At 33.8% G+C, this 25,462-nt stretch carries 27 protein-coding genes; 10 read left to right on the forward strand and 17 right to left on the reverse strand.

Features of this window, described 5'->3' with window-relative positions:
• Positions 1-22 precede the first annotated feature (22 nt).
• The 3 genes from ACFX5F_RS12610 to hpt form a co-directional block, all read right to left on the reverse strand.
• Positions 23-1,297: a hemolysin family protein gene (locus ACFX5F_RS12610; RefSeq protein WP_379852364.1), complete on the reverse strand. Its 1,275-nt coding sequence runs from the start codon at positions 1,295-1,297 to the stop codon at positions 23-25.
• A gap of 217 nt (positions 1,298-1,514) precedes the next feature.
• The gene (locus ACFX5F_RS12615; RefSeq protein ID WP_379852365.1) at positions 1,515-2,087 is read right to left on the reverse strand and encodes an adenylate kinase; all 573 of its coding nucleotides are present in this window, start codon (positions 2,085-2,087) and stop codon (positions 1,515-1,517) included.
• Between the two features lie 12 nt (positions 2,088-2,099).
• On the reverse strand, positions 2,100-2,630 hold the full coding sequence (gene hpt, locus ACFX5F_RS12620; RefSeq protein ID WP_379852366.1) for a hypoxanthine phosphoribosyltransferase: 531 nt from the start codon (positions 2,628-2,630) through the stop codon (positions 2,100-2,102).
• Positions 2,631-2,846: 216 nt separating this feature from the next.
• Between hpt and ACFX5F_RS12625 the strand changes: the two genes are divergently transcribed.
• Positions 2,847-4,013 carry a 5-(carboxyamino)imidazole ribonucleotide synthase gene (locus ACFX5F_RS12625; protein WP_379852367.1) on the forward strand — a complete coding sequence of 389 codons (1,167 nt, stop codon included), beginning with the start codon at positions 2,847-2,849 and terminating at the stop codon, positions 4,011-4,013.
• A gap of 117 nt (positions 4,014-4,130) precedes the next feature.
• A complete protein-coding gene (purE, locus tag ACFX5F_RS12630) occupies positions 4,131-4,616 on the forward strand; it encodes a 5-(carboxyamino)imidazole ribonucleotide mutase (RefSeq protein WP_379852422.1) in 486 nt (161 codons plus the stop codon).
• Between the two features lie 123 nt (positions 4,617-4,739).
• On the opposite strand, the gene ACFX5F_RS12635 is transcribed toward purE, so the two are convergent.
• Positions 4,740-5,408 (reverse strand): hypothetical protein, encoded by a 669-nt coding sequence (locus ACFX5F_RS12635; protein WP_379852368.1) that lies wholly within the window; start codon positions 5,406-5,408, stop codon positions 4,740-4,742.
• Positions 5,409-5,621: 213 nt separating this feature from the next.
• Here ACFX5F_RS12635 and ACFX5F_RS12640 point away from each other — a divergent pair, with 213 nt between their 5' ends.
• Entirely contained in the window at positions 5,622-7,649 is a 2,028-nt protein-coding gene (locus ACFX5F_RS12640) for a M3 family metallopeptidase (protein WP_379852369.1), read from the forward strand.
• A 49-nt stretch (positions 7,650-7,698) separates the two neighbouring features.
• On the opposite strand, the gene ACFX5F_RS12645 is transcribed toward ACFX5F_RS12640, so the two are convergent.
• Positions 7,699-8,514 carry a UbiA prenyltransferase family protein gene (locus tag ACFX5F_RS12645; protein WP_379852370.1) on the reverse strand — a complete coding sequence of 272 codons (816 nt, stop codon included), beginning with the start codon at positions 8,512-8,514 and terminating at the stop codon, positions 7,699-7,701.
• A 135-nt stretch (positions 8,515-8,649) separates the two neighbouring features.
• Between ACFX5F_RS12645 and gcvP the strand changes: the two genes are divergently transcribed.
• The 6 genes from gcvP (at position 8,650) to ACFX5F_RS12675 (ending at position 16,017) form a co-directional block, all read left to right on the forward strand.
• Positions 8,650-11,499: an aminomethyl-transferring glycine dehydrogenase gene (gene gcvP, locus ACFX5F_RS12650; RefSeq protein WP_379852371.1), complete on the forward strand. Its 2,850-nt coding sequence runs from the start codon at positions 8,650-8,652 to the stop codon at positions 11,497-11,499.
• Positions 11,500-11,792: 293 nt separating this feature from the next.
• Entirely contained in the window at positions 11,793-12,851 is a 1,059-nt protein-coding gene (locus ACFX5F_RS12655) for a 3-oxoacyl-ACP synthase III family protein (protein WP_379852372.1), read from the forward strand.
• Positions 12,852-13,068: 217 nt separating this feature from the next.
• Positions 13,069-13,593 carry a methyltransferase domain-containing protein gene (locus tag ACFX5F_RS12660; RefSeq protein WP_379852373.1) on the forward strand — a complete coding sequence of 175 codons (525 nt, stop codon included), beginning with the start codon at positions 13,069-13,071 and terminating at the stop codon, positions 13,591-13,593.
• Entirely contained in the window at positions 13,593-14,441 is an 849-nt protein-coding gene (locus tag ACFX5F_RS12665; RefSeq protein WP_379852374.1) for a glycosyltransferase family 2 protein, read from the forward strand. The genes ACFX5F_RS12660 and ACFX5F_RS12665 overlap by 1 nt, the downstream gene beginning before the upstream one ends.
• Positions 14,442-14,509: 68 nt before the next feature.
• Positions 14,510-15,256: an MlaE family ABC transporter permease gene (locus ACFX5F_RS12670; RefSeq protein ID WP_073210300.1), complete on the forward strand. Its 747-nt coding sequence runs from the start codon at positions 14,510-14,512 to the stop codon at positions 15,254-15,256.
• Positions 15,256-16,017 carry an ABC transporter ATP-binding protein gene (locus ACFX5F_RS12675; protein ID WP_379852375.1) on the forward strand — a complete coding sequence of 254 codons (762 nt, stop codon included), beginning with the start codon at positions 15,256-15,258 and terminating at the stop codon, positions 16,015-16,017. Before ACFX5F_RS12670 ends, ACFX5F_RS12675 begins: the two co-directional genes overlap by 1 nt.
• 12 nt (positions 16,018-16,029) lie before the next feature.
• On the opposite strand, the gene ACFX5F_RS12680 is transcribed toward ACFX5F_RS12675, so the two are convergent.
• Both ACFX5F_RS12680 and ACFX5F_RS12685 read right to left on the reverse strand, forming a co-directional pair.
• Positions 16,030-16,632 carry a SprT-like domain-containing protein gene (locus ACFX5F_RS12680; protein ID WP_073210296.1) on the reverse strand — a complete coding sequence of 201 codons (603 nt, stop codon included), beginning with the start codon at positions 16,630-16,632 and terminating at the stop codon, positions 16,030-16,032.
• Between the two features lie 23 nt (positions 16,633-16,655).
• Entirely contained in the window at positions 16,656-17,333 is a 678-nt protein-coding gene (locus ACFX5F_RS12685; protein ID WP_379852376.1) for an SDR family NAD(P)-dependent oxidoreductase, read from the reverse strand.
• Between the two features lie 131 nt (positions 17,334-17,464).
• Between ACFX5F_RS12685 and ACFX5F_RS12690 the strand changes: the two genes are divergently transcribed.
• Positions 17,465-18,034 (forward strand): GNAT family acetyltransferase, encoded by a 570-nt coding sequence (locus ACFX5F_RS12690; protein WP_379852377.1) that lies wholly within the window; start codon positions 17,465-17,467, stop codon positions 18,032-18,034.
• 6 nt (positions 18,035-18,040) lie between these two features.
• Here ACFX5F_RS12690 and ACFX5F_RS12695 read toward each other — a convergent pair whose 3' ends face one another.
• From ACFX5F_RS12695 to ACFX5F_RS12740, 10 genes are all read right to left on the reverse strand, one after another.
• On the reverse strand, positions 18,041-19,018 hold the full coding sequence (locus ACFX5F_RS12695) for a M28 family peptidase (protein ID WP_379852378.1): 978 nt from the start codon (positions 19,016-19,018) through the stop codon (positions 18,041-18,043).
• A gap of 38 nt (positions 19,019-19,056) precedes the next feature.
• Positions 19,057-19,710: a hypothetical protein gene (locus ACFX5F_RS12700; protein ID WP_379852379.1), complete on the reverse strand. Its 654-nt coding sequence runs from the start codon at positions 19,708-19,710 to the stop codon at positions 19,057-19,059.
• A gap of 4 nt (positions 19,711-19,714) precedes the next feature.
• Positions 19,715-20,749 carry an ATP-grasp domain-containing protein gene (locus tag ACFX5F_RS12705; protein ID WP_379852380.1) on the reverse strand — a complete coding sequence of 345 codons (1,035 nt, stop codon included), beginning with the start codon at positions 20,747-20,749 and terminating at the stop codon, positions 19,715-19,717.
• A gap of 11 nt (positions 20,750-20,760) precedes the next feature.
• Entirely contained in the window at positions 20,761-21,471 is a 711-nt protein-coding gene (locus ACFX5F_RS12710; RefSeq protein WP_379852381.1) for an NRDE family protein, read from the reverse strand.
• Positions 21,459-21,947, reverse strand: a complete 489-nt coding sequence (locus tag ACFX5F_RS12715; protein WP_073210286.1) for a hypothetical protein — start codon at positions 21,945-21,947, stop codon at positions 21,459-21,461. The genes ACFX5F_RS12710 and ACFX5F_RS12715 overlap by 13 nt, the downstream gene beginning before the upstream one ends.
• Before the next feature lies 1 nt (position 21,948).
• Positions 21,949-22,338 carry a DoxX family protein gene (locus tag ACFX5F_RS12720; protein WP_379852382.1) on the reverse strand — a complete coding sequence of 130 codons (390 nt, stop codon included), beginning with the start codon at positions 22,336-22,338 and terminating at the stop codon, positions 21,949-21,951.
• A gap of 10 nt (positions 22,339-22,348) precedes the next feature.
• Complete coding sequence (locus tag ACFX5F_RS12725; protein WP_073210284.1) at positions 22,349-22,807, reverse strand: YHS domain-containing (seleno)protein; 459 nt, start codon at positions 22,805-22,807, stop codon at positions 22,349-22,351.
• A gap of 2 nt (positions 22,808-22,809) precedes the next feature.
• A complete protein-coding gene (locus tag ACFX5F_RS12730; RefSeq protein ID WP_379852383.1) occupies positions 22,810-23,409 on the reverse strand; it encodes a peroxiredoxin-like family protein in 600 nt (199 codons plus the stop codon).
• Positions 23,410-23,496: 87 nt separating this feature from the next.
• Entirely contained in the window at positions 23,497-24,174 is a 678-nt protein-coding gene (locus ACFX5F_RS12735) for a Crp/Fnr family transcriptional regulator (protein WP_379852384.1), read from the reverse strand.
• A 99-nt stretch (positions 24,175-24,273) separates the two neighbouring features.
• On the reverse strand, positions 24,274-25,413 hold the full coding sequence (locus ACFX5F_RS12740; protein ID WP_073210277.1) for an acyl-CoA dehydrogenase family protein: 1,140 nt from the start codon (positions 25,411-25,413) through the stop codon (positions 24,274-24,276).
• Positions 25,414-25,462 lie beyond the last annotated feature (49 nt).

A 25,462-nucleotide genomic window follows, 5' to 3' on the forward strand; every position in this document is an offset into this window, starting at 1 on the left:
TCTTCAATCCTATAAACTATTTTTACATGTGCAATGCTTTCACCATCACTTTATCTATCTTCACGCCATCCATATCAATGACTTCTAACTCAAATTTCTGCCAAACTAATTTCTCACCCTGCTTAGGAATATGAGAAAGTTCAGTCATTATTAATCCGCTCACCGTAGTTACTTCATAATCATTTATCAACTCATCTAATTCAAAGTAAGTCAGAAAATCATGTAGTGAATAATGCCCATCTACTAACCACGTACCATCTTCTCTTTCAATTAATTTAAAATCATCCTTATAAAAATCAGAGGCATCACCTACTAAAGCCTCCAAAATATCATTCAAAGTAATTACACCTTGAAAAACACCATATTCGTCAGAAACAAATGCGTAATGAATACCTGTTTTTTTGAAGTTTTCAAGAGCTCTATAAGCGGTCGTTTGCTCCATCATAAAAGGAGCTTCCGTCATTATATCTGCGAGATTGAAATTTTTATTTTCGAAATGAGCAAAAATATTTTTCAGGTTTACAACGCCTACAATATCATCATAGTTATCCCCATATACAGGATAAATAGAATGCAATTCTTTAAGCATAAAATCTTTAACTTGTTCCTTGTTCGAATGTAATGGCAAAAACATTACTGATTTTCTATGGGTCATTAAAGAATTTATTTTTCTATCCCCAATATGAAAAACACGTTCCACTATATCTTGTTCTATTTCCTGTACTTCTCCCCCTTCAGTACCTTCCTTGATAATCGCTTTTATTTCTTCCTCGGTTACTTTACCATCAGCAGTGGGTTTTATTTGTAAAATATTCAATAAGAAATCCGTTGAATGAGTTAACAACCAAATAAATGGCGCGGTAACAATTGAAACAATTTTCATGGGTAATGCCACAGCTTTGGCTATTGCTTCAGGATGATTTAAACCTATTCTTTTAGGCAATAATTCTCCCAAAACAAGAGAGAAAAAAGTCAATATTACAACTACAATTCCTACCGCTAACGGATGCGCGTAGGGTATTAGCATTTCAAATCCTTTAATAAACGTTTCTACATCCTTGGTGATTTTATCTCCACTGTAAATACCGGTAAGAATCCCAATCAAGGTAATTCCTATTTGCACTGTTGACAAAAACTTATTAGGAGAATTAGCCAAATCCAAAGCAATTTTGGCACTTTTATTTCCTTTTTTTGCTGCTGTCTCTAATCTATTTTTTCTTGCTGAAATCAATGCGATTTCAGACATAGAGAAAACGCCATTTAACAGTATTAGAAAAAATATTATTACTATTTCCAATTTTTTAGTTGATTCGTTTATGTATCAAAATTTGTTTTTTCACTACTTGCTTTCATCAATCGACCCCTTGGATTTTAGCCCAGATGGAAATGAAAAGCCCGCAGATAAAAAAAATTAGCTTTTCTTGTCATAAAAGAGCGACCATAGGGAGCTCCTTTTAGGGCTTAGAAAAATATTTTTTTTAGCGAGGACTTGCAATGTACAGCTGGAATTGCTCCTATAAGTTATCAATCACATTACTTACTCTTTGAGTAATTTCAGCAATTGAACCTATTCCGTTTACTGCACGAAATTTGCCTTGCCCCTGGTAATATTCCATTAAAGGAGCTGTTTTCTCATTGTATTCCTGATAGCGATTTCTGATTTTTTCTTCATCTTGATCGTCTATTCTACCACTTGTTTTTCCTCTTTCCAATAATCTTTGAATTAAGATTTCATCATCCGCTTCAAGTGCAATTGTTGCAGCAACTTTAGACCCAATTGTTTCAAGAAAAGCATCCAATGCTTCAGCCTGTGAAATTGTTCTTGGGTAGCCGTCAAACAAAATTCCGTTTGTGTCCGGGTGTTTATTTACCTCATCGATAAGCATTTTAGTAGTCAGTTCATCCGGTACTAAATCACCGGCATCCATATACACTCTTGCTTGTTTGCCTAGTTCAGTATCGTTTTTTAAATTAAAACGAAATACATCTCCAGTGGATATGTGTGTTAATTTGTATTTTTCTTTCAAAAACTCGGCTTGAGTTCCTTTACCAGCTCCTGGTTTTCCAAATAAAACAATGTTAGTCATGTTGTTGTGTAGTTATTCTTTTAATTTATATACTTCGGGTAAATTTCTTCCTAAACCATTATAATCCAATCCGAATCCTACGATAAATTTATTTGGAATTCTGACTCCAACATAATCTATTTTGATGTCTTTTGTGTACGCTTCTGGTTTAAAGAAAAGAGTGGCTATTTTAAAATGCTTAACATTTTGTTTTTTGAATAATGCCTTCAGTTCTACCAAAGTATTACCGGTATCGACAATATCCTCTATTATTATAACCGTACGTCCTGTTAAATCCTGATTCAACCCAATTAATTGCTTAACCTCTTCTGTTGAAGAAGTCCCTTCATAAGAAGCCATTTTTATAAAAGATACTTCGCAAGGTTTTTTATAAAGTTTCATAAAATCAGAAACGACCATAAAAGCACCATTCAAAACACCTACAAATACCGGAGTTTCATCAGCAAAATCATCTTCGATTTGTGCAACCATTTTAGCAATGGCAAAATCAATTTCTTTAGCGGAAATAAACGGAACAAATTGTTTATCGTGAAGTTGTATCATTATTTTCGTGTTTAAAATAATGTGCAAAGATACAGAATTCGAATTTGACAATTGATAAATGGACATTATTTTGTACTTTTAAGTAAATTTCACAAGAAAAGCGCTCAAAATGTATTAAAAGCAATAATTAATGCCCTAGAATTAGTGAACAAAATAAAATAGAATTTTCGGATTTAATGATTATAAAGTATCTTTGCTCAAACATACAACTACACCATGAATTATTTTTCTTCCGATTTTAAACTGGGGATTCTCGGTGGCGGACAACTGGGCAAAATGCTGTTATCTGACACCCGAAAATTCGACATACAAACTTATGTACTTGATCCAAGTGATGAAGCACCTTGCAAAATAGCCTGTGACCATTTTTTCAAAGGCGACTTAATGAATTTTGAGACCGTTTACAATTTTGGAAAACTAGTTGATGTTTTGACTTTTGAAATCGAGCTGGTTAATCTCGAAGCTTTAGCAAAACTAGAAGAGGAAGGATTGAAAGTTTATCCTTCTCCTAAAACACTGAAACTTATTCAAAATAAAGGGATTCAAAAAGATTTTTATATACAACATAGTATACCAACTGCAAATTACAAGCGATTTCCAAATTTAAAAAGCGTAGTTGTTGATATTCTCGATTCTAAACTAAAATTACCTTTTGTATGGAAATGTACGGAATTTGGCTATGACGGAAATGGCGTTAAAGTAATAAGACAAATCTCGGATTTAGATAATTTAGCTAATGTTGAATGCATTGCTGAAGAAATGATTCCGTTCAAAAATGAATTAGCAGTTATTGTTTGTCGCAATCCATCGGGCGACATAAAAACATATCCTGTGGTTGAAATGGAATTTCATCCGGAAGCAAACCAAGTAGAATACGTGATTTGCCCAGCCAGAATTGATGATAAAGTTTCTGAGAAAGCAAGAGCAATTGCCTTAACCGTTTCCGAAAAATTCAATCACGTAGGATTATTGGCCGTTGAAATGTTTCAAACTGAAGACGACGAAATCATCGTTAATGAAGTCGCTCCACGTCCACACAATTCAGGACATTATTCTATTGAAGCCAGCTATACTTCACAATTTGAAAACCATTTAAGAGCGATTCTTAATTTACCGCTTGGAAAAACGGATAGCAAAGTAGCGGGAATTATGGTGAATTTGGTTGGCGAATCAGGTTTTTCAGGTAATGTCATATATGAAAATATAGAAAAAATATTAGGATGGGATGGTGTTACGCCACACATTTACGGAAAGAAACAAACGCGTCCCTTTAGAAAAATGGGACATGTTACTATAATAAATGAAAACATTAGCGAAGCCCGAAGAATTGCTGAAGATGTGAAGAATACGATTAGAGTAATCAGTGACAAATTGAATAATTAAAAGATTTAATGATTTAAAAATTGCAGTAAGCTAAATAGAGTTTTAAATAATTTTCCAATCTTAAATTTTTCACCCGAGCCCAAAGGGCGAACGGACGAAGTAATCTTTAAATAAAAAATAATGAAAGTAGCCGTAATAATGGGAAGCATATCTGATATGCCGGTAATGCAAGAAGCGATAGACATCTTAAAAGCATTTGATATAGAAACAGAAGTTGACATTGTTTCTGCGCACAGAACTCCCGAAAAACTATTTGATTTCAGTAAAAATGCACATCATCGCGGGATTACGGTTATTATCGCCGGTGCTGGCGGTGCAGCACATTTACCTGGAATGGTAGCTTCTATGTCACCTCTTCCAGTAATTGGTGTCCCGGTAAAATCAAGCAATTCTATTGATGGTTGGGACAGTATTTTGTCTATTCTTCAAATGCCTGGAGGAGTTCCTGTAGCAACAGTTGCATTAAACGGAGCGAAAAATGCTGGAATTCTTGCCGCTCAAATCATAGGAAGTCATAACAAAGCAGTACTCGACCGAATCATATTGTATAAAACAGGATTGAAAGAAGCAGTAATTATCGCTTCAGAAAGCATCCAAAAATAAAAAAACATGAATTGCACTTATTTACACAAATCTGTTCGTGTAAATTGGTGCAATTTGTGTTTAAATTTTTTTGTAAATTTCTCACAACTCAAGTTAAAAATTCTCTTTCTACACTTGAATATTTTACTCTGCTTCCGCTACAACTTCTAAAAAACCCTCAAATTCTGAAGCTATAATATCATCTCTATTTAACCAATATTCAGAAGTGACGATAGTGAAATTGACATTATCCGTTGTTGATAAATCCCAAAGTATATCCTCTGCTTCTGAAAATGGAGCATTTTGAGTCATCGCCTGATCAAACAATCTTTTGATAAGAGTACTTTCAGATAATCCGTCGCTTAACAGCTTCAAGACGTCTTCCTTTGTCAACTCTTTGACATTTTCATCCTCTAAAGGGGTAAAACTACATTTTACAACAGTAGCTTTAGCATTAGGGAATTTCCCATTATAAGCCTTGAAAAGCAATTGATTGACGTGAAACAGTTTCGAATGCAAACCGATTTCAGGATATTCTTCGCAAACTTTATCTAAAAACATGTCATTAGAAATCTGTTGGATTTGTCCTTCATTTAATTGTTCCGATAATTTATAAGTCAGCACGCTTACAGCAGCTTCTTTAGGTTCAAAATCAGAAATTGCCATAAACAACAATTCTTTTAAACTGGTTGTATCTCCGTCTGCATCTGGATAATCGAATTTTTCCAGTAATTTTATATAATCTTCATTGGTCCAATAGTCTTCAATTTCATCTACACTAAAGGCACTTTTTATTGTAACTTGATATTTCATATCTCACTTAATTTATTAACTTTATTATAATTAATGGACTTACTAACCCACCATTTTTTACAATGTAGGTCTTTTTAACCGCAGGACACACTGACGTTTTATAAAGTTTAACAGTTGACCAATCCGTTTAAAAACTCCCTTCTTTTTTAATAAATCCCTACATTTGTATATTGAAATATTATATTTCAATTAATGATAATTAACGACTCTACAATGAAAATTCTTACTCAACATTTCAAAACTAAATACGATACTGCACCATTTTCCCAAATAAAATTGGAAGATTACAAGCCCTCTTTTATCGAAAATATTGCGTCGGCAAAAGCCGAAATTGATGCAATTGTAAACAATCCCGAATCCCCGACTTTCTTAAACACTATAGAAACTTTGGATTTTTCCGGAAATGCACTAGACCGTTTATCAAGTATATTCTTCAATTTGAATTCGGCAGAAACCTGTGACGAAATGCAGAAAATCGCTCAGGAAGTTTCGCCATTACTAACAGAATTCAGTAATGATATTACCTTAAATGCCGATTTATTCAAAAGAGTAAAATCAGTTTTTGAGCAAAAAGAGAGTTTGACTTTAACGCCTGAACAAGCCACATTATTAGATAAAAAATTTAAAAATTTCTCTAGAAACGGAGCTTTACTTTCTGAAGATAAAAAAATACGCTTACGCGAAATTGATACCGAATTAGCCAAACTGAAACTGACTTATGGTGAAAATGTTTTAGCCGAAACCAATAATTACGAATTAATTATTACCGAGGAAGCAGATTTAAAAGGATTACCGGATGGAACAATTGAAGCCGCAAAATCTTTGGCGAAATCTAAAAATGTGGAAGGTTGGATTTTTACATTGGATTTTCCCAGTTACATTCCGTTTGTAACTTATGCTGATAATCGGGAGCTCCGAAAAGAAATTGCCATTGCAGCAGGAAAAAAGGCATTCAAAAACAATGAATACGACAATCAGGAAAATGTGTTAAAAATTGCCAAATTGCGTCATGGAAGAGCTAATTTACTGGGCTACGAGACTCATTCTCATTTTGTTTTGGAAGAAAGAATGGCACAAAATCCAGAGAAAGTAAAATCCTTTTTGGATGATTTATTGGTTAAAGCTAAACCTGCAGCCGAAAGAGAATTTGCTGAACTTACCGCTTTCGCAAAAGAACTGGACGGCATTGACCATTTAGAAAAATGGGACGGTGCTTATTATTCTGAAAAATTGAAACAAAAATTATTCAATTTAGATGATGAAAAACTAAAGCCCTATTTTCAATTAGAAAAAGTTTTGAACGGAGCATTTACGGTTGCTCAGAAATTATACGGAATAACGTTTACTGAAATTTTCGACATCGATAAATACCATGATGAAGTTACGACTTACGAAGTAAAAGAGGAGAACAACCAACTAGTTGCCATTTTCTATGCTGATTTTTTCCCAAGAAAAGGTAAACGCAATGGTGCCTGGATGACCTCTTTTAAATCACAATATATAAAAGATGGTATAAACGAAAGACCACATATTTCTAATGTTTGTAATTTTACCAAACCAACAGAAACTAAACCCTCTTTATTGACATTTAATGAAGTAACGACTTTGTTTCATGAATTTGGTCACGGTTTACACGGCATGTTAGCCAATACAACTTATCCTAGTTTATCCGGCACTTCCGTATATTGGGATTTTGTGGAATTGCCAAGCCAGATTATGGAAAACTGGTGTTATGAGCCTGAAGCCTTAGCTTTATTTGCCAATCATTATCAAACTGGAGAAATTATTCCGCAAGAATATGTCGAAAAAATTAAAGAAAGCGCCAGTTTCCAAGAAGGGATGGCGACCCTACGTCAAATCAGTTTTGGACTGTTGGACATGGCTTTTCACAGTAACAATCCAAACGGAATAACTGATGTGAAAGCTTTTGAAAAAGCAGTTTTCGAAAACACTACTTTATATCCTGATGTAGCCGAAAATTGCATGAGTGTTTCTTTTTCACATATTTTTCAAGGCGGATATTCGTCTGGATATTACAGTTACAAATGGGCTGAAGTTCTCGATGCCGACGCCTTTGCTTATTTTCAGGAAAAAGGAATTTTCGACAAAGAAGTAGCAACAAAATTCAAAGAGAATGTACTTTCAAAAGGAGGAACTGAACAACCCATGATTTTATACAAACGCTTTAGAGGACAAGAACCATCGCCAGAAGCTTTGCTAAAGAGAGCAGGATTATTATAGATTATTGGATAATTACATTTTTAGAAACCGAAGTGAGAGCTTCGGTTTTTTATTGAAATAAAATCAACAGTAACCACCACAAAATCGGAATACTTTCTACCCAGAAAGCGGCATAATATCTAGAGCGTTTTTCATTGGCAAAAAACAGAAATAAAGAAATCAAAACAACTAAAATCAAGTTGACAATTAATTGTTTTTCATCAAAATTACTTTTCAAAAACTCCAAAAAATAAAACGGAATCAAAAGTAGCATTCCCAATATTTTGGTGCGTTTCACTCCTATTTGTTGCGGAACGGTCTGCAAATGAGGATCATCATTTGCCAAATCAATGATTTCAAAAATAAGAACCAAGACAAAAATTAAGATAAATCGCTGAATGCACTTTAGATAAAAATCGGAAGTAATAGCAATTTCTGCATTTAAAATGGGCAAACCTAAAGTCACCCCAACCCAACATAAAGCCACTATATAAATTTTCACACCAGCCCAGTTTCTGGCATTCTTTCTATTTGGAAAAAACGGAAGCGTATACAACAAAGTGATACTCAAAAAAGCAGTCGCAACAATTTGAGTAATCCTTTCCAGCTTAAAAAAATAAAAACCAACCAAAAGGAGCGCAAAAAAACTAAATAAAGCAATTATTTTTAATTCAGTGCGCATTCTTAGTTTTTTGGCTCTGGCCAGCGCATCATATTTTACAAAATTATATCCTACAATTGTTCCAAAAAAAACAAAATTAGCAATTGGTTCATCAGAAGAAATGTTGAACATGTGTTGCGTCATCCTGACTAAGAAATAACAGGATAAAGCAACGTGAATGCTACTATTTATGTAAAAATTAAATACTTGTTTAAATATCTTCATTAGACAAAATTAGTCAATTGTGAACAAATCCATCCTTTAGTTGAAAAATTGACAAAATAGGAACCACAAAATACCTTTTAAATTATTAATAATACTTATTTTTGCACCACTAAAAAACAACACCTATATTTTTGTATGAAAACAGATGCTTTTGCTTTAAGACACATAGGCCCAAGAGAAAACGACCTACAACATATGTTGAAAACAATTGGCGCGGAAACGCTAGACCAATTGATTTTCGAAACTATTCCAAGTGACATTCGCTTGAAATCAGATTTAGATTTAGAACCTGCAATGACCGAATATGAATTTGCAAATCATATTCAAAAATTAGGGAATAAAAACAAAATGTTCCAATCATATATCGGGTTGGGATACAATCAAGCAATTATTCCTGCAGTTATTCAACGAAATGTTTTTGAAAACCCGGGATGGTACACTGCTTACACACCTTACCAAGCTGAAATTGCTCAAGGTCGTTTAGAAGCGATTCTGAATTTCCAAACCATGGTTATCGAATTAACGGGAATGGAAATTGCCAATGCCTCATTATTAGATGAAGCAACTGCAGCCGCGGAAGCGATGGCATTATTATTCGACGTAAGATCTCGTGATCAAAAGAAAGCTAACGTTTGTAAATTCTTTGTTTCTGAAGAAATTTTACCACAAACATTATCGGTTTTACAAACCCGTTCAACTCCTATTGGTGTTGAATTAGTGATTGGAAACCATGAAGAATTCGATTTTTCAACGGATTTTTTCGGAGCAATCCTTCAATATCCTGGAAAATTCGGACAAGTTCATGATTATGCTAGTTTTATAGCTAAAGCGACAGAAAATGGAATAAAGGTAGCTGTTGCCGCTGATATTTTGAGTTTAGCAAAATTGACTCCTCCTGGAGAAATGGGTGCTGCTGTTGTTCTGGGAACTACACAACGTTTCGGAATTCCGTTAGGTTATGGTGGGCCACACGCAGCATATTTTGCTACAAAAGATGAATACAAAAGAAGCATGCCGGGAAGAATCATCGGAGTAACCGTTGATACAAATGGAAACCGTGCATTGCGTATGGCGTTGCAAACTCGTGAACAACACATTAAACGTGATAAAGCGACTTCAAATATATGTACTGCACAAGTTTTATTGTCAGTTATGGCTGGAATGTATGCTGTTTATCACGGTCCAAAAGGATTGCAATATATCGCTGACAAGGTTCATGCATCTGCTGCAACTTTGGCAAACGCATTAGAAAAATTAGGTTTACAACAAACCAATACTGCGTTCTTTGACACCATCGTTGTAAAAGCTGATGCAAAAAAAGTAAAATCAATTGCTGAACAAAACGAAATTAACTTTTATTACATTGACGAAAATACGGTTTCTATTTCTTTGAATGAAACGATAAGTATTGCTGATTTAAATAAAATCGTTGCTGTTTTTGCTTCCGCAAAAGCGATTCAGGCAACTACAATTGAAAGTTTATCTGAAACCAATCATTTTCCAGAAAACATAAACAGAACATCAACGTTTTTGCAACACGATGTTTTCAACAAATACCATTCTGAAACCGCTTTGATGCGTTACATCAAAATGTTGGAACGAAAAGATTTGGCGTTGAATCATTCGATGATTTCATTGGGATCTTGTACGATGAAATTGAATGCTGCTTCTGAAATGTTGCCTTTGAGTAATGCACAATGGAATAACATTCACCCATTTGCACCGCTTGATCAAGCCCAAGGATATCAGGAAATGTTGGCTAAATTAGAACAACAATTAAATGTTATTACTGGTTTTGCCGGAACTACGTTACAACCTAACTCTGGTGCTCAAGGTGAATATGCAGGATTGATGGTAATTCGTGCGTACCACCAGTCAAGAGGTGATCATCATAGAAACATTGCTTTAATCCCATCATCAGCTCACGGAACTAATCCAGCTTCGGCAGCTATGGCAGGAATGAAAGTGATTGTTACAAAAACACTCGAAAACGGAAATATCGATGTGGAAGATTTACGAGAAAAAGCAATTCTTCACAAAGACAATCTTTCTTGTTTAATGGTGACTTATCCATCAACACATGGTGTTTTTGAAAGTGCTATTAAAGAAATTACACAATTGATTCACGATAATGGTGGACAAGTATACATGGATGGTGCCAACATGAACGCCCAAGTAGGATTAACAAATCCTGCGACTATTGGTGCTGACGTTTGTCACTTAAACCTACACAAAACATTCGCTATTCCTCACGGTGGTGGAGGACCAGGTGTTGGACCAATATGTGTTGCTCCGCAATTAGTGCCATTTTTACCAACCAATCCAGTAATTGCAACTGGTGGTAAAAATGCCATCACAGCTATTTCGGCTGCACCTTGGGGTTCTGCTTTAGTTTGTTTGATTTCTTATGGTTACATCTGTATGTTAGGTGCTGAAGGTTTAAAACAATCTACAGAATACGCAATCTTAAATGCAAACTATATCAAAGAAAAATTAAACGGTCATTACGACACGTTATATTCAGGTGAAATGGGTCGTGCAGCTCACGAGATGATTTTAGAATGTCGTCCTTTCAAACAAAAAGGAATTGAAGTGACTGATATCGCAAAACGTTTGATGGATTATGGTTTCCATGCTCCTACTGTTTCTTTCCCAGTTGCAGGAACCTTAATGATTGAACCAACAGAAAGTGAAAACTTAGAAGAACTAGACCGTTTTTGTGATGCAATGATTTCAATTCGTAAAGAAATTGAAGCCAGTAATGCTGACGATAGCAATAACGTTTTGAAAAATTCTCCTCATACTTTAGCAATGCTTACAACTGATGTTTGGAATTTTCCTTACACTAGAGAACAAGCAGCTTTCCCATTAGACTATATAGCTGAAAATAAATTCTGGCCAACTGTTCGTCGTGCTGACGATGCTTATGGAGACAGAAACTTAGTTTGTTCTTGTGCTCCAATTGAAGCCTACATGGAAAATTAATTTTGAAATTAACTCAAAAGAAATGTCTCGAGAAATCGGGACATTTTTTTTGCACTTAAAAAAACATCCAAACTTTAAAAAATAGTTTAATTCATTTTCTTAAAAATATACATTTTATCAATTGCAACAATTAGGAAATAAATATCGCATCATTTTTGGCAATTCCTAATGAAATAATTAATATTTTTGCCAATAAATTATTATTTCGTAATTATATGCACGCATAGTAAATTTTGTGAGTCTAATAATTTATTTATGATTAAATTAGCCTGAATTTTTGGAAAACCAACCCGATGAAAATAAAAATAACTGGAATAGGAAGTTATATTCCTGAGAAAAAAATAAGCAATACAGATTTTAGCGAACATGTTTTTTTGAATGAAGACGGAACAGCTTTTGGTTATCCAAACCAAGTCGTCATTAATAAATTTAAAGGCATAACCGGAATCGAACACAGGCGATATGCGGAGGATCATTTAAATTCATCTGATTTAGCTTTTTTTGCTTCTCAAAAGGCAATAGAAAATGCAGGAATAGATCCTGAAACGATAGACTATATCATCTTTGCACACAACTTTGGCGATGTAAAATACGGAACAATTCAATCTGATATGCTTCCCAGCTTAGCCACGCGCGTTAAGAATAAATTGCAAATAAAAAACCCAAAATGTGTTGCTTACGACATCCTTTTTGGTTGTCCGGGCTGGATAGAAGGCGTTCTTCAAGCAAATGCATTTATCAAATCTGGCATGGCAAAACGCTGCCTAGTCATTGGTTCTGAAACATTATCGAGAGTAGTTGACCTTCATGACAGAGATTCTATGATTTATTCAGATGGCGCAGGTGCTGCAATAATAGAAGCTTCTGACGATGAAACCGGTATGCTTTCCTACGAAAGTGGCACATACGCTAACGACGAAGCTAATTATTTGTTTTTTGGAAAATCATACAATCCAGATTTAGATGCAGACACCCGATACATAAAAATGTACGGCCGAAAAATCTATGAATTTGCGTTAAATACTGTACCAGCAGCAATGAAGAGTTGTTTAGATAAAAGTGGTATTGGCATAGATGAAGTTAAAAAAATACTTATTCACCAAGCCAATGAGAAAATGGATGAAGCTATCATTCAACGTTTTTATAAATTGCATGACAGGCCGGTTCCTCAAGACATCATGCCTATGAGCATTCATGAACTGGGAAACAGCAGTGTTGCAACCGTTCCAACCCTTTTCGACCTGTTAATTCGTGGAGAAATAGAAAACCAATCGATACAAAAAGGAGATGTTCTACTCTTTGCATCCGTTGGAGCAGGAATGAATGTTAATGCATTTGTTTACAGATATTAAACTTATTTGGAGCTAATCCAGCTATACACTTCAAGTCCACACCTAAAAAATGTGTTTTTCTAAACCTTAAAAAGAGCTTCTTTCAGTCGCTTTTTTAAGCTAATAAAAACTACATTTTTTAAGTCGTGGGCTTTCTCGTTGTTATCTGGGCTAAAAATTCTACAAATAAGAAACATATCTTTGTACCTTTGCGTCTTTGCCGTTAAAAAATAAAAAAATGTACGAAAAAACGTTTCCCAATAAAAGATTCAAGCATACTTTAGAATTTCTAAAAAAACACACTTCAAGTTCAGACACCATATTAGATTTAGGCGTAGAAAATCCCTTTTCTAAAATAATGAAAGAAGAAGGATTTTCAGTTAAAAACACCACTGGAGAAGATTTAGATAATAATCAAACTGTACTTCAATCAGAAAAAACGGATGTCGTTACTGCTTTTGAAATTTTCGAACATTTACTTAATCCGTACACTATTTTAAAAGAAATAAAAGCAGATAAAATTTTTATATCTATACCCATGCGTTTGTGGTTTTCACCGGCCTATAGAAACAAAACTGACATGTGGGACAGACATTATCATGAGTTTGAAGATTGGCAATTAGACTGGCTTTTAGAGAAAACAGGATGGAAAATAATCGACAGAGAAAAATGGACAAATCCAGTTAAGAAATTTGGTCTTCGTCCCTTATTGAGAAAGTTCACCAATAGATATTATATTGTTTACGCTGAAAAAATAAAATAATGGATTATTATATTGTTATTCCGGCTCATAACGAAGAGGCGTTTATTGCTTTAACTTTAGATTCTTTGATTTCTCAAACCGTTTTGCCAAAAAAAGTAGTCGTTGTCAATGACAATTCTACTGATAAAACGGCCGAAATTGTTACTGCTTTCGCCAAAGAAAATCCGTTTATCACTCTGGTGAATAAAACCTCCGAAGCGATACATTTGCCTGGAAGCAAAGTAATTCAGGCTTTTCACAAAGGTTTCGAGACATTGGACGAGAATTATGATGTTATCGTAAAACTGGATGCCGACTTAATTCTACCCAACAATTACTTTGAAACTGTTTTAAACATTTTCAAAAAGGATGATACAATTGGAATGGCTGGAGGATTTGCCTATATTGAAAAAAATGGTCAATGGATACTGGAAAATTTAACAGATAAAGATCATATTAGAGGTGCATTTAAAGCGTACAGAAAAGCTTGCTTTCAACAAATAGGAAACTTAAAACCTGCCATGGGTTGGGATACAGTTGACGAATTACTATCTAAATTTTATGACTGGAAAGTAGTCACAGACTCTTCTCTTATCGTAAAACACTTAAAACCAACTGGAGCGAATTATAATAAAACAGCCCGTTACAAACAAGGCGAAGCATTTTACACTTTAGGCTACGGATTTTTAATCACATCAATTGCTTCGGCAAAACTGGCAATGATGAAGAGAAAGCCTTTTCTATTTTTGGATTACATAAAAGGTTTCATAAAAGCCAAATCAGCTAAAACTCCTTTATTGGTAACTCCGGAACAAGCAAAATTCATAAGGAAATACCGTTTACAGAAAATGAAAGAAAAACTTTTCTAACGAAAACACCTAATTGAAAACTTTTAACTGCTAAGTATTTTCGTAATTTAGCCAATATTTCAAAAACTATGATGCTCCTAAGATATATAACGCAGATAGGACGATACTGCTTAATGATGAAAGAAATTTTCAATAAACAGACTAAATGGTCCGTTATGAAAAATCTTATTTTTAAAGAAATCGACGATTTAATAATTGGTTCTCTTGGTATTGTAGCATTCATTTCCTTTTTCGTAGGAGGAGTTGTTGCCATACAAACTGCACTGAACTTGACTAATCCGTTAATTCCTAAATACCTTATTGGTTATGCAACGAGACAGTCCATCATTTTAGAATTTGCACCTACCTTTATTTCAGTAGTAATGGCCGGAAAAATGGGATCCTTCATTACCTCTAGTATTGGTACGATGAGGGTAACTGAACAAATTGACGCACTGGAAGTAATGGGAGTAAATTCCCTAAACTATCTGGTTTTCCCTAAACTAATGGCATTATTATTATATCCGTTCCTAATTGGGATCGCCATGTTTCTTGGGATTCTTGGAGGGTATATTGCTAGCGTTTATGGCGGTTTTGGAAGCAGTGGCGAATTTATAGACGGTATACAACGAGAGTTTATCCCCTTTCATATTGCTTACGCGTTCATAAAGACCTTCATCTTTGCTTTATTATTAGCTACAATCCCATCATTTCATGGGTATTACATGAAAGGTGGCGCACTGGAAGTAGGGAAAGCAAGTACGGTTTCCTTTGTTTGGACCTCCGTGACCATAATTTTGATGAATTATATTTTAACACAATTACTATTAACGTAATGATAGAAGTAAAAAACGTAGAAAAATCATTTGGTGACATCAAAATCCTTAAAGGTGTTTCGACAGTTTTTGAAACTGGAAAAACAAATTTAATTATAGGACAAAGTGGATCAGGTAAAACAGTTCTGCTGAAAAGTCTACTTGGTATTCACCAACCAGAATCCGGGACGATTTCTTTTGATGGAAGAGTATATTGTGACTTAAACGCCGATGAAAAACGTGAACTGAGAACTGAAATAGGAATGGTTTTTCAGGGAAGTGCGTTGTTTGACTCTATGACTGTAGCAGAAAACGTAGGCTTCCCATTAAAAATGTTTACGCGAGACAATAGCAAAAAAATTCAGGAACGAGTAGACTTTGTATTAAAAAGAGTAAATCTTACTGACGCTCACAAAAAATTACCTTCGGAGATTTCTGGAGGAATGCAAAAACGGGTAGCAATCGCCCGTGCTATTGTAAACAACCCTAAATATTTGTTTTGTGACGAACCTAATTCAGGTTTAGATCCAAATACTGCCATATTGATTGACAACCTCATAAAAGAAATTACAGAAGAGTACAATATCACTACCGTTATAAATACGCATGACATGAACTCCGTGATGGAAATTGGAGAGAAAATCTTATTCCTAAAAGACGGTTTAAAAGCTTGGGAAGGAACCAAAGAAGAAATTTTCAGAACGGATAACGAAGCAGTTGTAGCCTTCGTTTATTCTTCTAATTTATTCAAGAAAGTTCGCGAAGCGTATTTGAAAGAGTAAACACTTACCCATTTAACTGGATTTTAATAACTCAACCTCAGCATTTGGATTAAATAAATATGTTTTTCCAGAACTTATTTCCAAACATTCAAACCGCTTAGTTCTGATGGCTATTTTCTTGAAAATTTTTCCGTTTTGAATCCTAAAAACACTGCCATAAGGAATTTCAAAAACATAATTTTTATCATTTTGCTGGTCAAATTGTTTCAATGCCAAAGCTAAAGTAGCATCTGTATCGCTGCTTGCAGTTGGATTTTTGAAATGTCTGGCCAATAAGGGCAATAAATGATTGGGGAAAATCTCTGGACGAATATAAGGAATCATCAAGCGTTGAAACGAATATTTCCATTCGTTGCCATGTGGTTTAATGTTTCGCCCGAATTTTTCAAACGCTACCAAATGTGAGATTTCATGTATAAGCGTAATTAGAAACTTGTATTTGTTAAGGTTTGAATTGACCGTGATTTCATGTTTCCCACTCAAGCCTTTTCGATAATCTCCATGACGTGTTTGCCTTTCGTTTACAATCTTAAGATGCACCTGATTGGCAACGATAAGTTCAAAAACGGGTTTTACGGCATGTTCCGGTAAATATCTTGAAAGTGTTTCGCTCATAACTTAAAAATTACAACTCTAAGTTACGGATTGGTAGAAGACACCTGCAATACTTTTCCATTGAAATATTTATTTCCAGTCAGCGTAAAATTAAAAATATAATCTGCCATTTCACTCGCAGATATTGGAGCTTGATAGCCTGGAAAAGCTTCCGCTAACATTTCTGTTTGAACGGAACCTAACGCCAAAACATTAAAAGAAATTCCACGCTCTTTATATTCTTCGGCTAGTAATTCAGATAATGTAATCACTGCTCCTTTACTCGAACTATAAGCTGATAGTCCGGCAAATTTTAAACTTCCCTGAATACCACCCATGGAACTTATGCTAACTACATGGCTCCCTTTTAGTAAATAAGGCAAACAAATACGAGTCAAATTTGCAACTCCAAAAACATTTACTCTATAAATATTCTCAAAATCTTCCTGAGTTGTTTCAGAAAATGATTTCAGCAATAAACTTCCTGCATTATGAACAATCGCATCTACTTTTTTCCAAGAAGAAGAAAGAAAAGATTCTACTTTTTCAAATTCAGATTCATTTGACAAATCAACAGAAAGACAAGTGATATTTTCGTTGTCAATTAATTCTTGTGGAATTTTTCTGGAAATGGCCAAAACTTGATGTCCAGCATTGGCAAACTGCAATGCCAACTCGAAACCTATTCCTCTACTTGTGCCGGTTACAATGATATTTTTCATATAGCAAAAATAAACAAAAACGATAAAAAATACCATTTTACAGAAAGGATTCTTTCTGATATATAAATAAGGATTCCTGAAATTTTCCTTAATTTTGTTTAGAAAAATAAATGAACTTATATCCGTAAAAAATGATTGAAAATTTACAATTAGAAGTGGCAAAATTAAGTGACATAGATGGCATATTAGCACTGCAGCAACGCTATTTGGTCTCCAATTTATCCGAAGAAGAAAAAGCTTCAGGATTTGTGACCACGCCTTTTTCAATTCCTCAATTAACTGAAGTCATAGGACAGGAAGGTTTATTTCTTGCTAAAGACAACAATAAAATCATTGCATATATTTTTGCAGGTGGTTGGGACTTTTTTAACCAATGGCCTATATTTAACTATATGACTACGCTATTTCCTGATCTTATATTTTTAAATTTTGATATTAACACAATCACCAGCTTTCAATACGGCCCCATTTGTATTGATAAAGCATATCGGGGAAAAGGATTAATAAAGCCCCTTTTTGAGTTCATGAGAATTCATATTGTGAAGCGATATCCGTTGGCTTTAACCTTTATCAATAAAACTAATATTCCATCAACAAAAGCGCATACCGAAAAATTAAAATGGACTATTATCGCTGATTTTCAATTCAACAATAACAACTACTTTATATTAGCGTATGATATGAATCAACCCGTTTCTTAAGGTTCATTAATTCATAATAATTTCATGTGTCGGGGAATTGGTCATTTTTGTTATTGCAGGTAATAATTCCTGAATGAATGAAGTCATGTGGGGAATATCCATAGCTTTAAACTCATCGGAAACATGGTGATAATATTCGAAATTTTCAAAATCAAAAGTACTCACAGACTGACAAGGAACCTTGAAAACATCGTAAAAAGAATAATTATCAGATCTGTAAAACAATTTATATTCTGCTTCTTTAGGCAAAAAACCAATGGTGTTTTTTCCAGTATACTCATTGATTTTACTCGCCATATTCGACTTGTCAAAACCAGTAATATAAGCCAGATATTCCCTTTTCATTGGCACTCCAATCATCTCAATATTAAACTGCGCATATAAATTAAAATTTTGTGCTTTTAGTTTTTTGGCTAAATATTTAGAGCCTAACAATCCTTTTTCTTCGCCTACAAAGAATACAAATAGCACACTTCTTTTATTTGATTTGGTAACACTGAAATATTTAGCCATTTCAGCCACAGCAGTTGTTCCGGAAGCATCATCATTGGCGCCATTATTTATAAAATCCCCGTTCACCCCTTCTTTAGCGATTCCTATATGATCGTAATGCCCACTTATGACAACGAATTCTTTTTTTAGAATTGGGTCGGATCCTTCTAAATAACCAACAATATTGTAGGCTGGTTCTTTAAAATTAGACAACGTATCTCTATAGCTTTTAAAATAAGGCTTTACCTTATTGTCTTTAAAAAACTGCTCTAAATAATTAGCTGCTTTTACCATTCCTTTAGTTCCCGTTTCCCTGCCTTCTAATTCATCTGAAGCAAGGTATTTCAATGTTTCAGCAACTGCATTTTCTTTTACTTTGTACGTAATCTCTACTGGCGCTTGCACATTTTTTTTAGATGATTCAGATAATACTGTTGAAGTTGGTTTACAACCAAAAATAACTAACGAAACTAATAGAAGTGTTTTTTTCATAATTGGATATTTACTATCTTAAATTATAATGGAACTGCTTAAATCCCACCTTTAACTTTAAAATATTTTCTATAGACTTTATACATTTGAATAAAAGCTAAAACTATGAAAAATAAAGGAATAATTACCGGTATTACATATTGAGAAAAGAAAGTAGTATTTTGAGATAGATTATTTAAAATCAAAACCAATATTAACATCCCTAAAAATGTGCCTATTGCGGTTCCTGCAACGTAAAAGTATTTCAATTTATTTTCGACTGCAATATAGTTTCCATTCATTAAATAAAGATTCCACCCCGTCCAAAATGGGAATTGCAAAAAGTTAACGCAATTAAGAATCAAGCCTATAAGATAAGGAGAATACATAACATATTTTTCTAAATCATTTTGACGTCCGCTAGTTTGATTAGCGTGAGCATAAAAAGAATAGGCCAGAACAAAAAGAAACACAATAGCAAAATAATCAATGGCCTTCATGAGTTTTTTATTATTAACCAGTTTTTTAGCAAAAATCAAAGTGAAATAAATCACAAAAACCTCAACAGAAATAACGCCCAGCAAATAAAAAACCAAGCTCTTTATTCCAAATTTCGAATAAATTTCGAAACCAATAATATTTAAATACCCAAGCGGAATTGAGCCAATAAAACTCACCAGAAGACCAACAAAGATATTTTTAAGAGCTCTCATCCAATTAAAAATTTACAATTTTAGTGCTTTGTTCTAAATGCAACCGGTATTCTTTCATCCCTTCTTTGTGAGACAAATACGGAATCCCTTTTTTATGATTAAGCACACTTATTTCAAACATATACCTAATATGTCGAGCAAGTTCTTTCCAGGCGAATAACAACGAATGTTTTGGGTCATAAATATGTGTGGGTTCACTTGCCGCTCCATTCAACTCAACGATAGAGAAGTTTTTTCCTTGCTCTAGTTCTTCCCAAGTATTGTACATAACATCCAATCTTCCAAAAAAGAAACCCGGAATTTGCACGCACATTTCATTAATGGTTTCTGCTAATTTTGGGGTTATCCAATCACTGCCATCTATAAATTTCGCACCTCTGGCGTGATTTCCGTAAGGTACCAAGTTTAATTTCTGCCCTTTTGGAAGAATTTCCAATAATTCATCGCCATATTCTTGCTTTAACACCTTAAGTTGCAATTCGTATCTAGGATTTTCTTTAATCAGTTCCTCTGCGGTAGAGTATCCGTTTCCGATGATAATTAAAAATTCTTTGGAAACAATTCCTGTAATTCTTCCTGCTTTTTCATCAGGATAACGCACATAAAAAATGCCAACTTCATTTGAATAAGGAATTAAATCTTGAACTACATAATCAAAATTTGCCTTTTTAGCATATATTTTTAAATCCGCAACAGTATCAATTTTCTTGACTCCCGAACCTCGCAAACCAATGTCTGGTTTTGCTATCAAAGGGTATTGTATCTCAACCGATTTAATGATTTTTTCAACTTCCTCGATTGAAGTTCCTTCCATTATGAGTTCGGTTTTTGGATAATATCGCTGCGGAATTAAATCGTAGATTGCTTTTTTAGATTCCATCATAAATCCTCCATTTTTAATCATTGGATTTGAGGCATTAAAGAAAAAAATCGATTTTGCTTTGATAGAGTAATAGGACCAAAGAAAATAAATTGGAATATAAACAATCTGGAACGGCCAATATTCCCAATGCGTAATCTTATGAAAAAGTAATTTCAATTGAAAAAATTTTAAATAGTGATAAATGAAGTCTTATACTCTTTTTTTGCAATCAAATCGCAATGCAATATAGCGACTTTATTTTTTTCAATTACAGATTGAGTAATACTTAGGGTTTTCATTTCGTTATTCCGATTAATAACCAATCCGTTTTCCTGATTTTCATCCTCAGTATAACGATGAAAATGCAGCATCTCTTTTTCTGAAATTTCTTCATTTAAATCCAAAAAACTATAAAACCAATTGGAACGTTTTTCCCTAATTTCGCGAGAATACAAAGTGGATGAAGACCAAACATATTTCTTATTATGATCTAAAGGAGCCGATTCTTTCGCAATTCCATTCCACCTCAATTGAAACAATTCCTTATTTTGAAATAAAACTAATGTAAACGGTTCTATGTTTTTCAAATCAATTTCTTGCCAAAAATCCTTTGGTGAAAAGCTGCTGATAATATCCAATACAATCAAACCACGACTTTTTCTATAAGGAAGTTCGACTTTATGTTTTTCATCAGCACCATTTAACAGAACTAAAACAGTACCATTTGCATCTACAACGAACCACGTTCCTCCAGCTTTTGGATCTTTTGGAAAAATAACATTCTTACCGTTTATGGTATAATCGCCAGGTGGTATTGCAGAAGGCCTAATTATTTTTTCATCTCGATTTGAGGTAATGATAATTGTATCATTGCTATTGACAAAACTTACTGTGCACATTGTTTTCTATATTCAATTGTAGAGCGGGCAACTCCAAAATTCTCATCAACTATAACACTTTCGCATTTTAAAACCGCAACCTTAATCAAGGCCTGGTGATGAATACAGTGCTCTAAATTATACAGTAACTCTCTATAATAATTACTTTGTATTCGGATTTCTTCATTATCGATAACTTGCTGTAAATAGATGGTTTTATTATCTTTTTCAAGATTACTTTTAATTTCTAAAATATGACGGATCGCGTATTGCATATCATTTTGAATTAACACATTGCGCTCTCTTTTATCATAATCTACAATCCCTGAATCGTATTGATTTTCTAAGCATTGAAACATTTCGATAATATGCCTCGTGTGCTCCCCTATACTGGCATTACTCAGTTCAACACATGGATTTGAGTAATCCGTTTTAGACAACTGATTCAGCAAATCAATTAATTCGTTTAGACTATTATTAATGGAAGGTATAAGCATATTATATTTTTAATTTCAACAAATTTGGCAGTTTATCTCTATTTAAAAAAATTAAAGCAAGACAACTTAATAAGGTAATATTAGCCAATGCAAATAGTGTTCCACCATCACCTTGAACTTCGATCCCAAGAACAAATAGATGCGAAAAAATAGCACCTACCATTATTCCAGAACCCAATAATGCTCCAAGCAATACCGTTCTGGGCATTAAAATTAGAATTACAGTAATCATTTCTAGAATTCCGGTAGCAATTCTACCATAGGGTTCTACCCCCAATGCATTAAAAATATAAATACTTTCCTCAGCACCTGTAAATTTAAAATACAATGTTTGCAATAAAATTACCGATACTGTAATTCGTAAAATCCAAGATAAAATAGTTGTTTTCATGATCTCTTTTTTATTTGATGATTTTTTTCCAATTATGCTCTGCCTTTGACTTCAAATTAGCTTGATCTTTATTCCAACTTTTCAATGTATTATTGAAATAAGCATTATAAAATAAATATAGTTTTTCGTCAACAATCTTAAAAGTTTGTGGGTTTATTTCCACTTTTTCACCAGAATCTCCCATAGCATAAGCACACCAACCTCCAAATTGCGGTTCATATTTTAAAGGATTTTTTAAGAAATATTCTCTATTTACAGCTGTTGAAAAATTATACGTTACACCTTCATATGTTGCTATTAGTTCTTTTTTCCCCTTTACAGCTTTCCCTTGTTTAAAATAAGCGACAGGGTCATAGCCATGTATTGCCACCTTTCTTTCTAAATTGAACTCCGCCTCTCTGATCTTAGCGTTTTGTGCGAAAGCACCAACAGTAAAAAATAATACTAAAATAAATAAAAACTTTTTCACAATTATTTATTTAAAGATTTTGCGACCGCAATAAGTAAATCATTTGAAATCCTATTTTTATAATTTGGCGTAATATGCTCAAATTCTATTTCGCCATTTAAATTTACTATAAATACAGCCGGCACCGGTAAAAAAGTACTATTTACTCCTTCAGAACCTTTACTGATAAGAGGCTTATAATTTTCGGGTGCTTGGAAAGCAACTCCTATCGATTTTGCAAATTCACCATTACTATCTGACAATAAAATATAATTTACTTTATCTTTCTCTTCGGTAGCTTTTAAAGCCTTTGGAGCATCCGGGCTAATCGCTATGATTTGGTATCCCAAACTAAGTAAATCTTTTTCGGCCTCACCTAAAGCTGCCAAATGCAAATTACAATAAGGGCACCATCCACCACGATAAAAAACCAAAATAGTCCTTTTTTTAGAGAACAAAGTTTCTAAAACAACATCATCATCGTCAACTGATTTTAGCGTCAAACTGGCTATTTTTTCTCCAATCAACAATGGTGCAATTTCGATAGCTGACTTTGGTAAATCATTTTGAGCATTAGCCGTCAAACCAAATGTTAACAATGCTAAACAAATTATTTTCTTCATAGTACTATATTTTTTATGACACAAAACTACTTTACTATTCCTAAAATATTTGTCAGCTAGTTTACAGTAGATACGAAATAGTTGCAATTACAGTTTTGTAATATCCAAAATTATGATCTCTTTTCGATTATAAGTCAAAGTTCCATTATTTTCCATTTCATTAAGTAATTGTGTCGCAGTTTGTCTCGAAGTACAAATAATCTGAGCAATGTCATTTTGTGTAAGATAATTTTCAATTACTACTTTACGACCTTCCTTTACACCTTCTTTTTCAGCCCAATCTTTTAGAAACTGAAACAATCTGGTTTTGGCATCTTTAGAAATCAAATTAGAGTAACTGTTTTTGATGCGTTTCATTTTCAATCCGACAAATTTTGTATAAGACAAAGCTAAACTAGGATTTTGCAATAGTAAATTTTCAAAATCAGACAGCAAGAAACTGCAAATCGCCACATCATCAGACAGAACCTTTGCATACTCATTGGTCTGATCATCAGCTTCTAAAGTTAGCTCACCAAATAGATCTCCTTTTTGGATAATATCCTTTATCGTTTCGTTTCCTTCTTCATCGACCGCAACTATTTTTATGTTTCCTTTTTTCAAAAGAAAAATCCTTGGCACATCAGAAGAAGAAAAATAAATAATCTCCCCTTTTTGCGCTTTTTTAAAACCAGTAATTATACACAATTGTCTAATTTGACCGAAACTCAACGTTTGAAACAATTTGTGATCGCGTAAATACCAATATTTTAATTCTTCATGCATAAAGTAAATCTTTTAGTAAATGTATTAAAAAAACGATTTAAAAAATAAAACCCTTTCCAATCGAAATTGAAAAGGGTTAACATTCCTATAAAATCATATTTAAGAAACTAAAGTTCTTGAAATTACAATACGCTGAATTTCAGAAGTTCCTTCATATATCTGAGTAATTTTAGCATCACGCATCATACGCTCTACATGATATTCAGCCACATATCCATTACCTCCGTGAATTTGAACTGCTTCAATTGTAGTATCCATTGCGGTTTGAGAGGCGAACAATTTTGCCATAGCACCAGATTGCGAAATATCCATTCCCAAATCTTTTTCAGAGGCAGCTTTAAAACATAACATTTTTGCTGCCATAATTTGAGTTGCCATATCTGCTAATTTGAAGGCGATTGCTTGATGCTTGAAAATTTCTTTTCCAAAAGCTTTACGCTCTTGAGAATATTTCAGTGCCAATTCGTAAGCACCAGTAGCTATACCTAAAGCTTGAGAAGCAATTCCTATTCTTCCTCCGTTTAACACACTCATTGCAAAATTAAATCCAAATCCGTCAGCTCCTATTCGGTTTTCTTTAGGCACTTTAACGTCGCTAAACATTAAAGAATGCGTATCAGATCCGCGAATTCCCATTTTCTTTTCTTTTGGACCAATATCAAAACCAGCCCAACCTTTCTCAACTATAAAGGCATTAATTCCCTTATGTCCTTTCTCAACATCCGTTTGTGCAATTATGATATAAGTAGAAGCTGATGATCCATTAGTAATCCAATTTTTCGTACCATTCAACAAGTAATGATCTCCTTTGTCAATAGCTGTCGTTTTTTGCGAAGTCGCATCAGATCCCGCTTCTGGTTCTGACAAACAAAAAGCACCAATAACTTCTCCTTTCGCAAGAGGAACCAAATACTTCATTTTTTGCTCTTCGTTACAGTATTTTTCTAATCCTGCACAAACTAATGAATTATTTACTGACATAATAACTGCAGCAGAGGCGTCAACTTTTGCAATTTCAGTAATCGCTAAAACATAAGAGACACTATCCAATCCTGAACCACCATATTTAGGGTCGACCATCATTCCTAAAAAGCCAAGTTCCGCCATTTTCTTTACTTGCTCCGTAGGAAATTTAGAGTGTTCATCTCTTTCAATTACTCCTGGCAACAATTCGTTTTGAGCAAAATCTCTAGCGGCTTGTTGAATCATTAACTGCTCTTCGGTTAGATTAAAATCCATAATTATATAAAATAAAATGTTGTGAATTATTTAAAAAAAGTAGCCAAAG

The sequence above is a fragment of the Flavobacterium zhoui genome (genome assembly GCF_042787235.1).
In the GTDB taxonomy this organism is placed as follows: Bacteria; Bacteroidota; Bacteroidia; order Flavobacteriales; family Flavobacteriaceae; genus Flavobacterium; species Flavobacterium zhoui.

Excerpts from the sequence above, each read along its gene's own strand:
- gcvP (WP_379852371.1), top strand. The coding sequence starts at position 8,650 with ATGAAAACAGATGCTTTTGCTTTAAGACACATAGGCCCAAGAGAAAAC.
- ACFX5F_RS12715 (WP_073210286.1), bottom strand. The coding sequence starts at position 21,947 with ATGCTTATACCTTCCATTAATAATAGTCTAAACGAATTAATTGATTTG.
- ACFX5F_RS12740 (WP_073210277.1), bottom strand. The coding sequence starts at position 25,413 with ATGGATTTTAATCTAACCGAAGAGCAGTTAATGATTCAACAAGCCGCT.
- ACFX5F_RS12685 (WP_379852376.1), bottom strand. The coding sequence starts at position 17,333 with ATGAAAAATATCATTGTAACCGGCACAAGTAGAGGAATAGGTTTCGAG.
- ACFX5F_RS12670 (WP_073210300.1), top strand. The coding sequence starts at position 14,510 with ATGATGCTCCTAAGATATATAACGCAGATAGGACGATACTGCTTAATG.
- ACFX5F_RS12730 (WP_379852383.1), bottom strand. The coding sequence starts at position 23,409 with ATGAAGAAAATAATTTGTTTAGCATTGTTAACATTTGGTTTGACGGCT.
- ACFX5F_RS12640 (WP_379852369.1), top strand. The coding sequence starts at position 5,622 with ATGAAAATTCTTACTCAACATTTCAAAACTAAATACGATACTGCACCA.
- ACFX5F_RS12695 (WP_379852378.1), bottom strand. The coding sequence starts at position 19,018 with ATGAAAAAAACACTTCTATTAGTTTCGTTAGTTATTTTTGGTTGTAAA.
- ACFX5F_RS12625 (WP_379852367.1), top strand. The coding sequence starts at position 2,847 with ATGAATTATTTTTCTTCCGATTTTAAACTGGGGATTCTCGGTGGCGGA.
- ACFX5F_RS12615 (WP_379852365.1), bottom strand. The coding sequence starts at position 2,087 with ATGACTAACATTGTTTTATTTGGAAAACCAGGAGCTGGTAAAGGAACT.
- ACFX5F_RS12720 (WP_379852382.1), bottom strand. The coding sequence starts at position 22,338 with ATGAAAACAACTATTTTATCTTGGATTTTACGAATTACAGTATCGGTA.
- ACFX5F_RS12665 (WP_379852374.1), top strand. The coding sequence starts at position 13,593 with ATGGATTATTATATTGTTATTCCGGCTCATAACGAAGAGGCGTTTATT.
- ACFX5F_RS12645 (WP_379852370.1), bottom strand. The coding sequence starts at position 8,514 with ATGAAGATATTTAAACAAGTATTTAATTTTTACATAAATAGTAGCATT.
- ACFX5F_RS12635 (WP_379852368.1), bottom strand. The coding sequence starts at position 5,408 with ATGAAATATCAAGTTACAATAAAAAGTGCCTTTAGTGTAGATGAAATT.
- ACFX5F_RS12660 (WP_379852373.1), top strand. The coding sequence starts at position 13,069 with ATGTACGAAAAAACGTTTCCCAATAAAAGATTCAAGCATACTTTAGAA.
- ACFX5F_RS12735 (WP_379852384.1), bottom strand. The coding sequence starts at position 24,174 with ATGCATGAAGAATTAAAATATTGGTATTTACGCGATCACAAATTGTTT.
- ACFX5F_RS12655 (WP_379852372.1), top strand. The coding sequence starts at position 11,793 with ATGAAAATAAAAATAACTGGAATAGGAAGTTATATTCCTGAGAAAAAA.
- ACFX5F_RS12700 (WP_379852379.1), bottom strand. The coding sequence starts at position 19,710 with ATGAGAGCTCTTAAAAATATCTTTGTTGGTCTTCTGGTGAGTTTTATT.
- ACFX5F_RS12710 (WP_379852381.1), bottom strand. The coding sequence starts at position 21,471 with ATGTGCACAGTAAGTTTTGTCAATAGCAATGATACAATTATCATTACC.
- hpt (WP_379852366.1), bottom strand. The coding sequence starts at position 2,630 with ATGATACAACTTCACGATAAACAATTTGTTCCGTTTATTTCCGCTAAA.
- ACFX5F_RS12675 (WP_379852375.1), top strand. The coding sequence starts at position 15,256 with ATGATAGAAGTAAAAAACGTAGAAAAATCATTTGGTGACATCAAAATC.
- ACFX5F_RS12690 (WP_379852377.1), top strand. The coding sequence starts at position 17,465 with ATGATTGAAAATTTACAATTAGAAGTGGCAAAATTAAGTGACATAGAT.
- ACFX5F_RS12680 (WP_073210296.1), bottom strand. The coding sequence starts at position 16,632 with ATGAGCGAAACACTTTCAAGATATTTACCGGAACATGCCGTAAAACCC.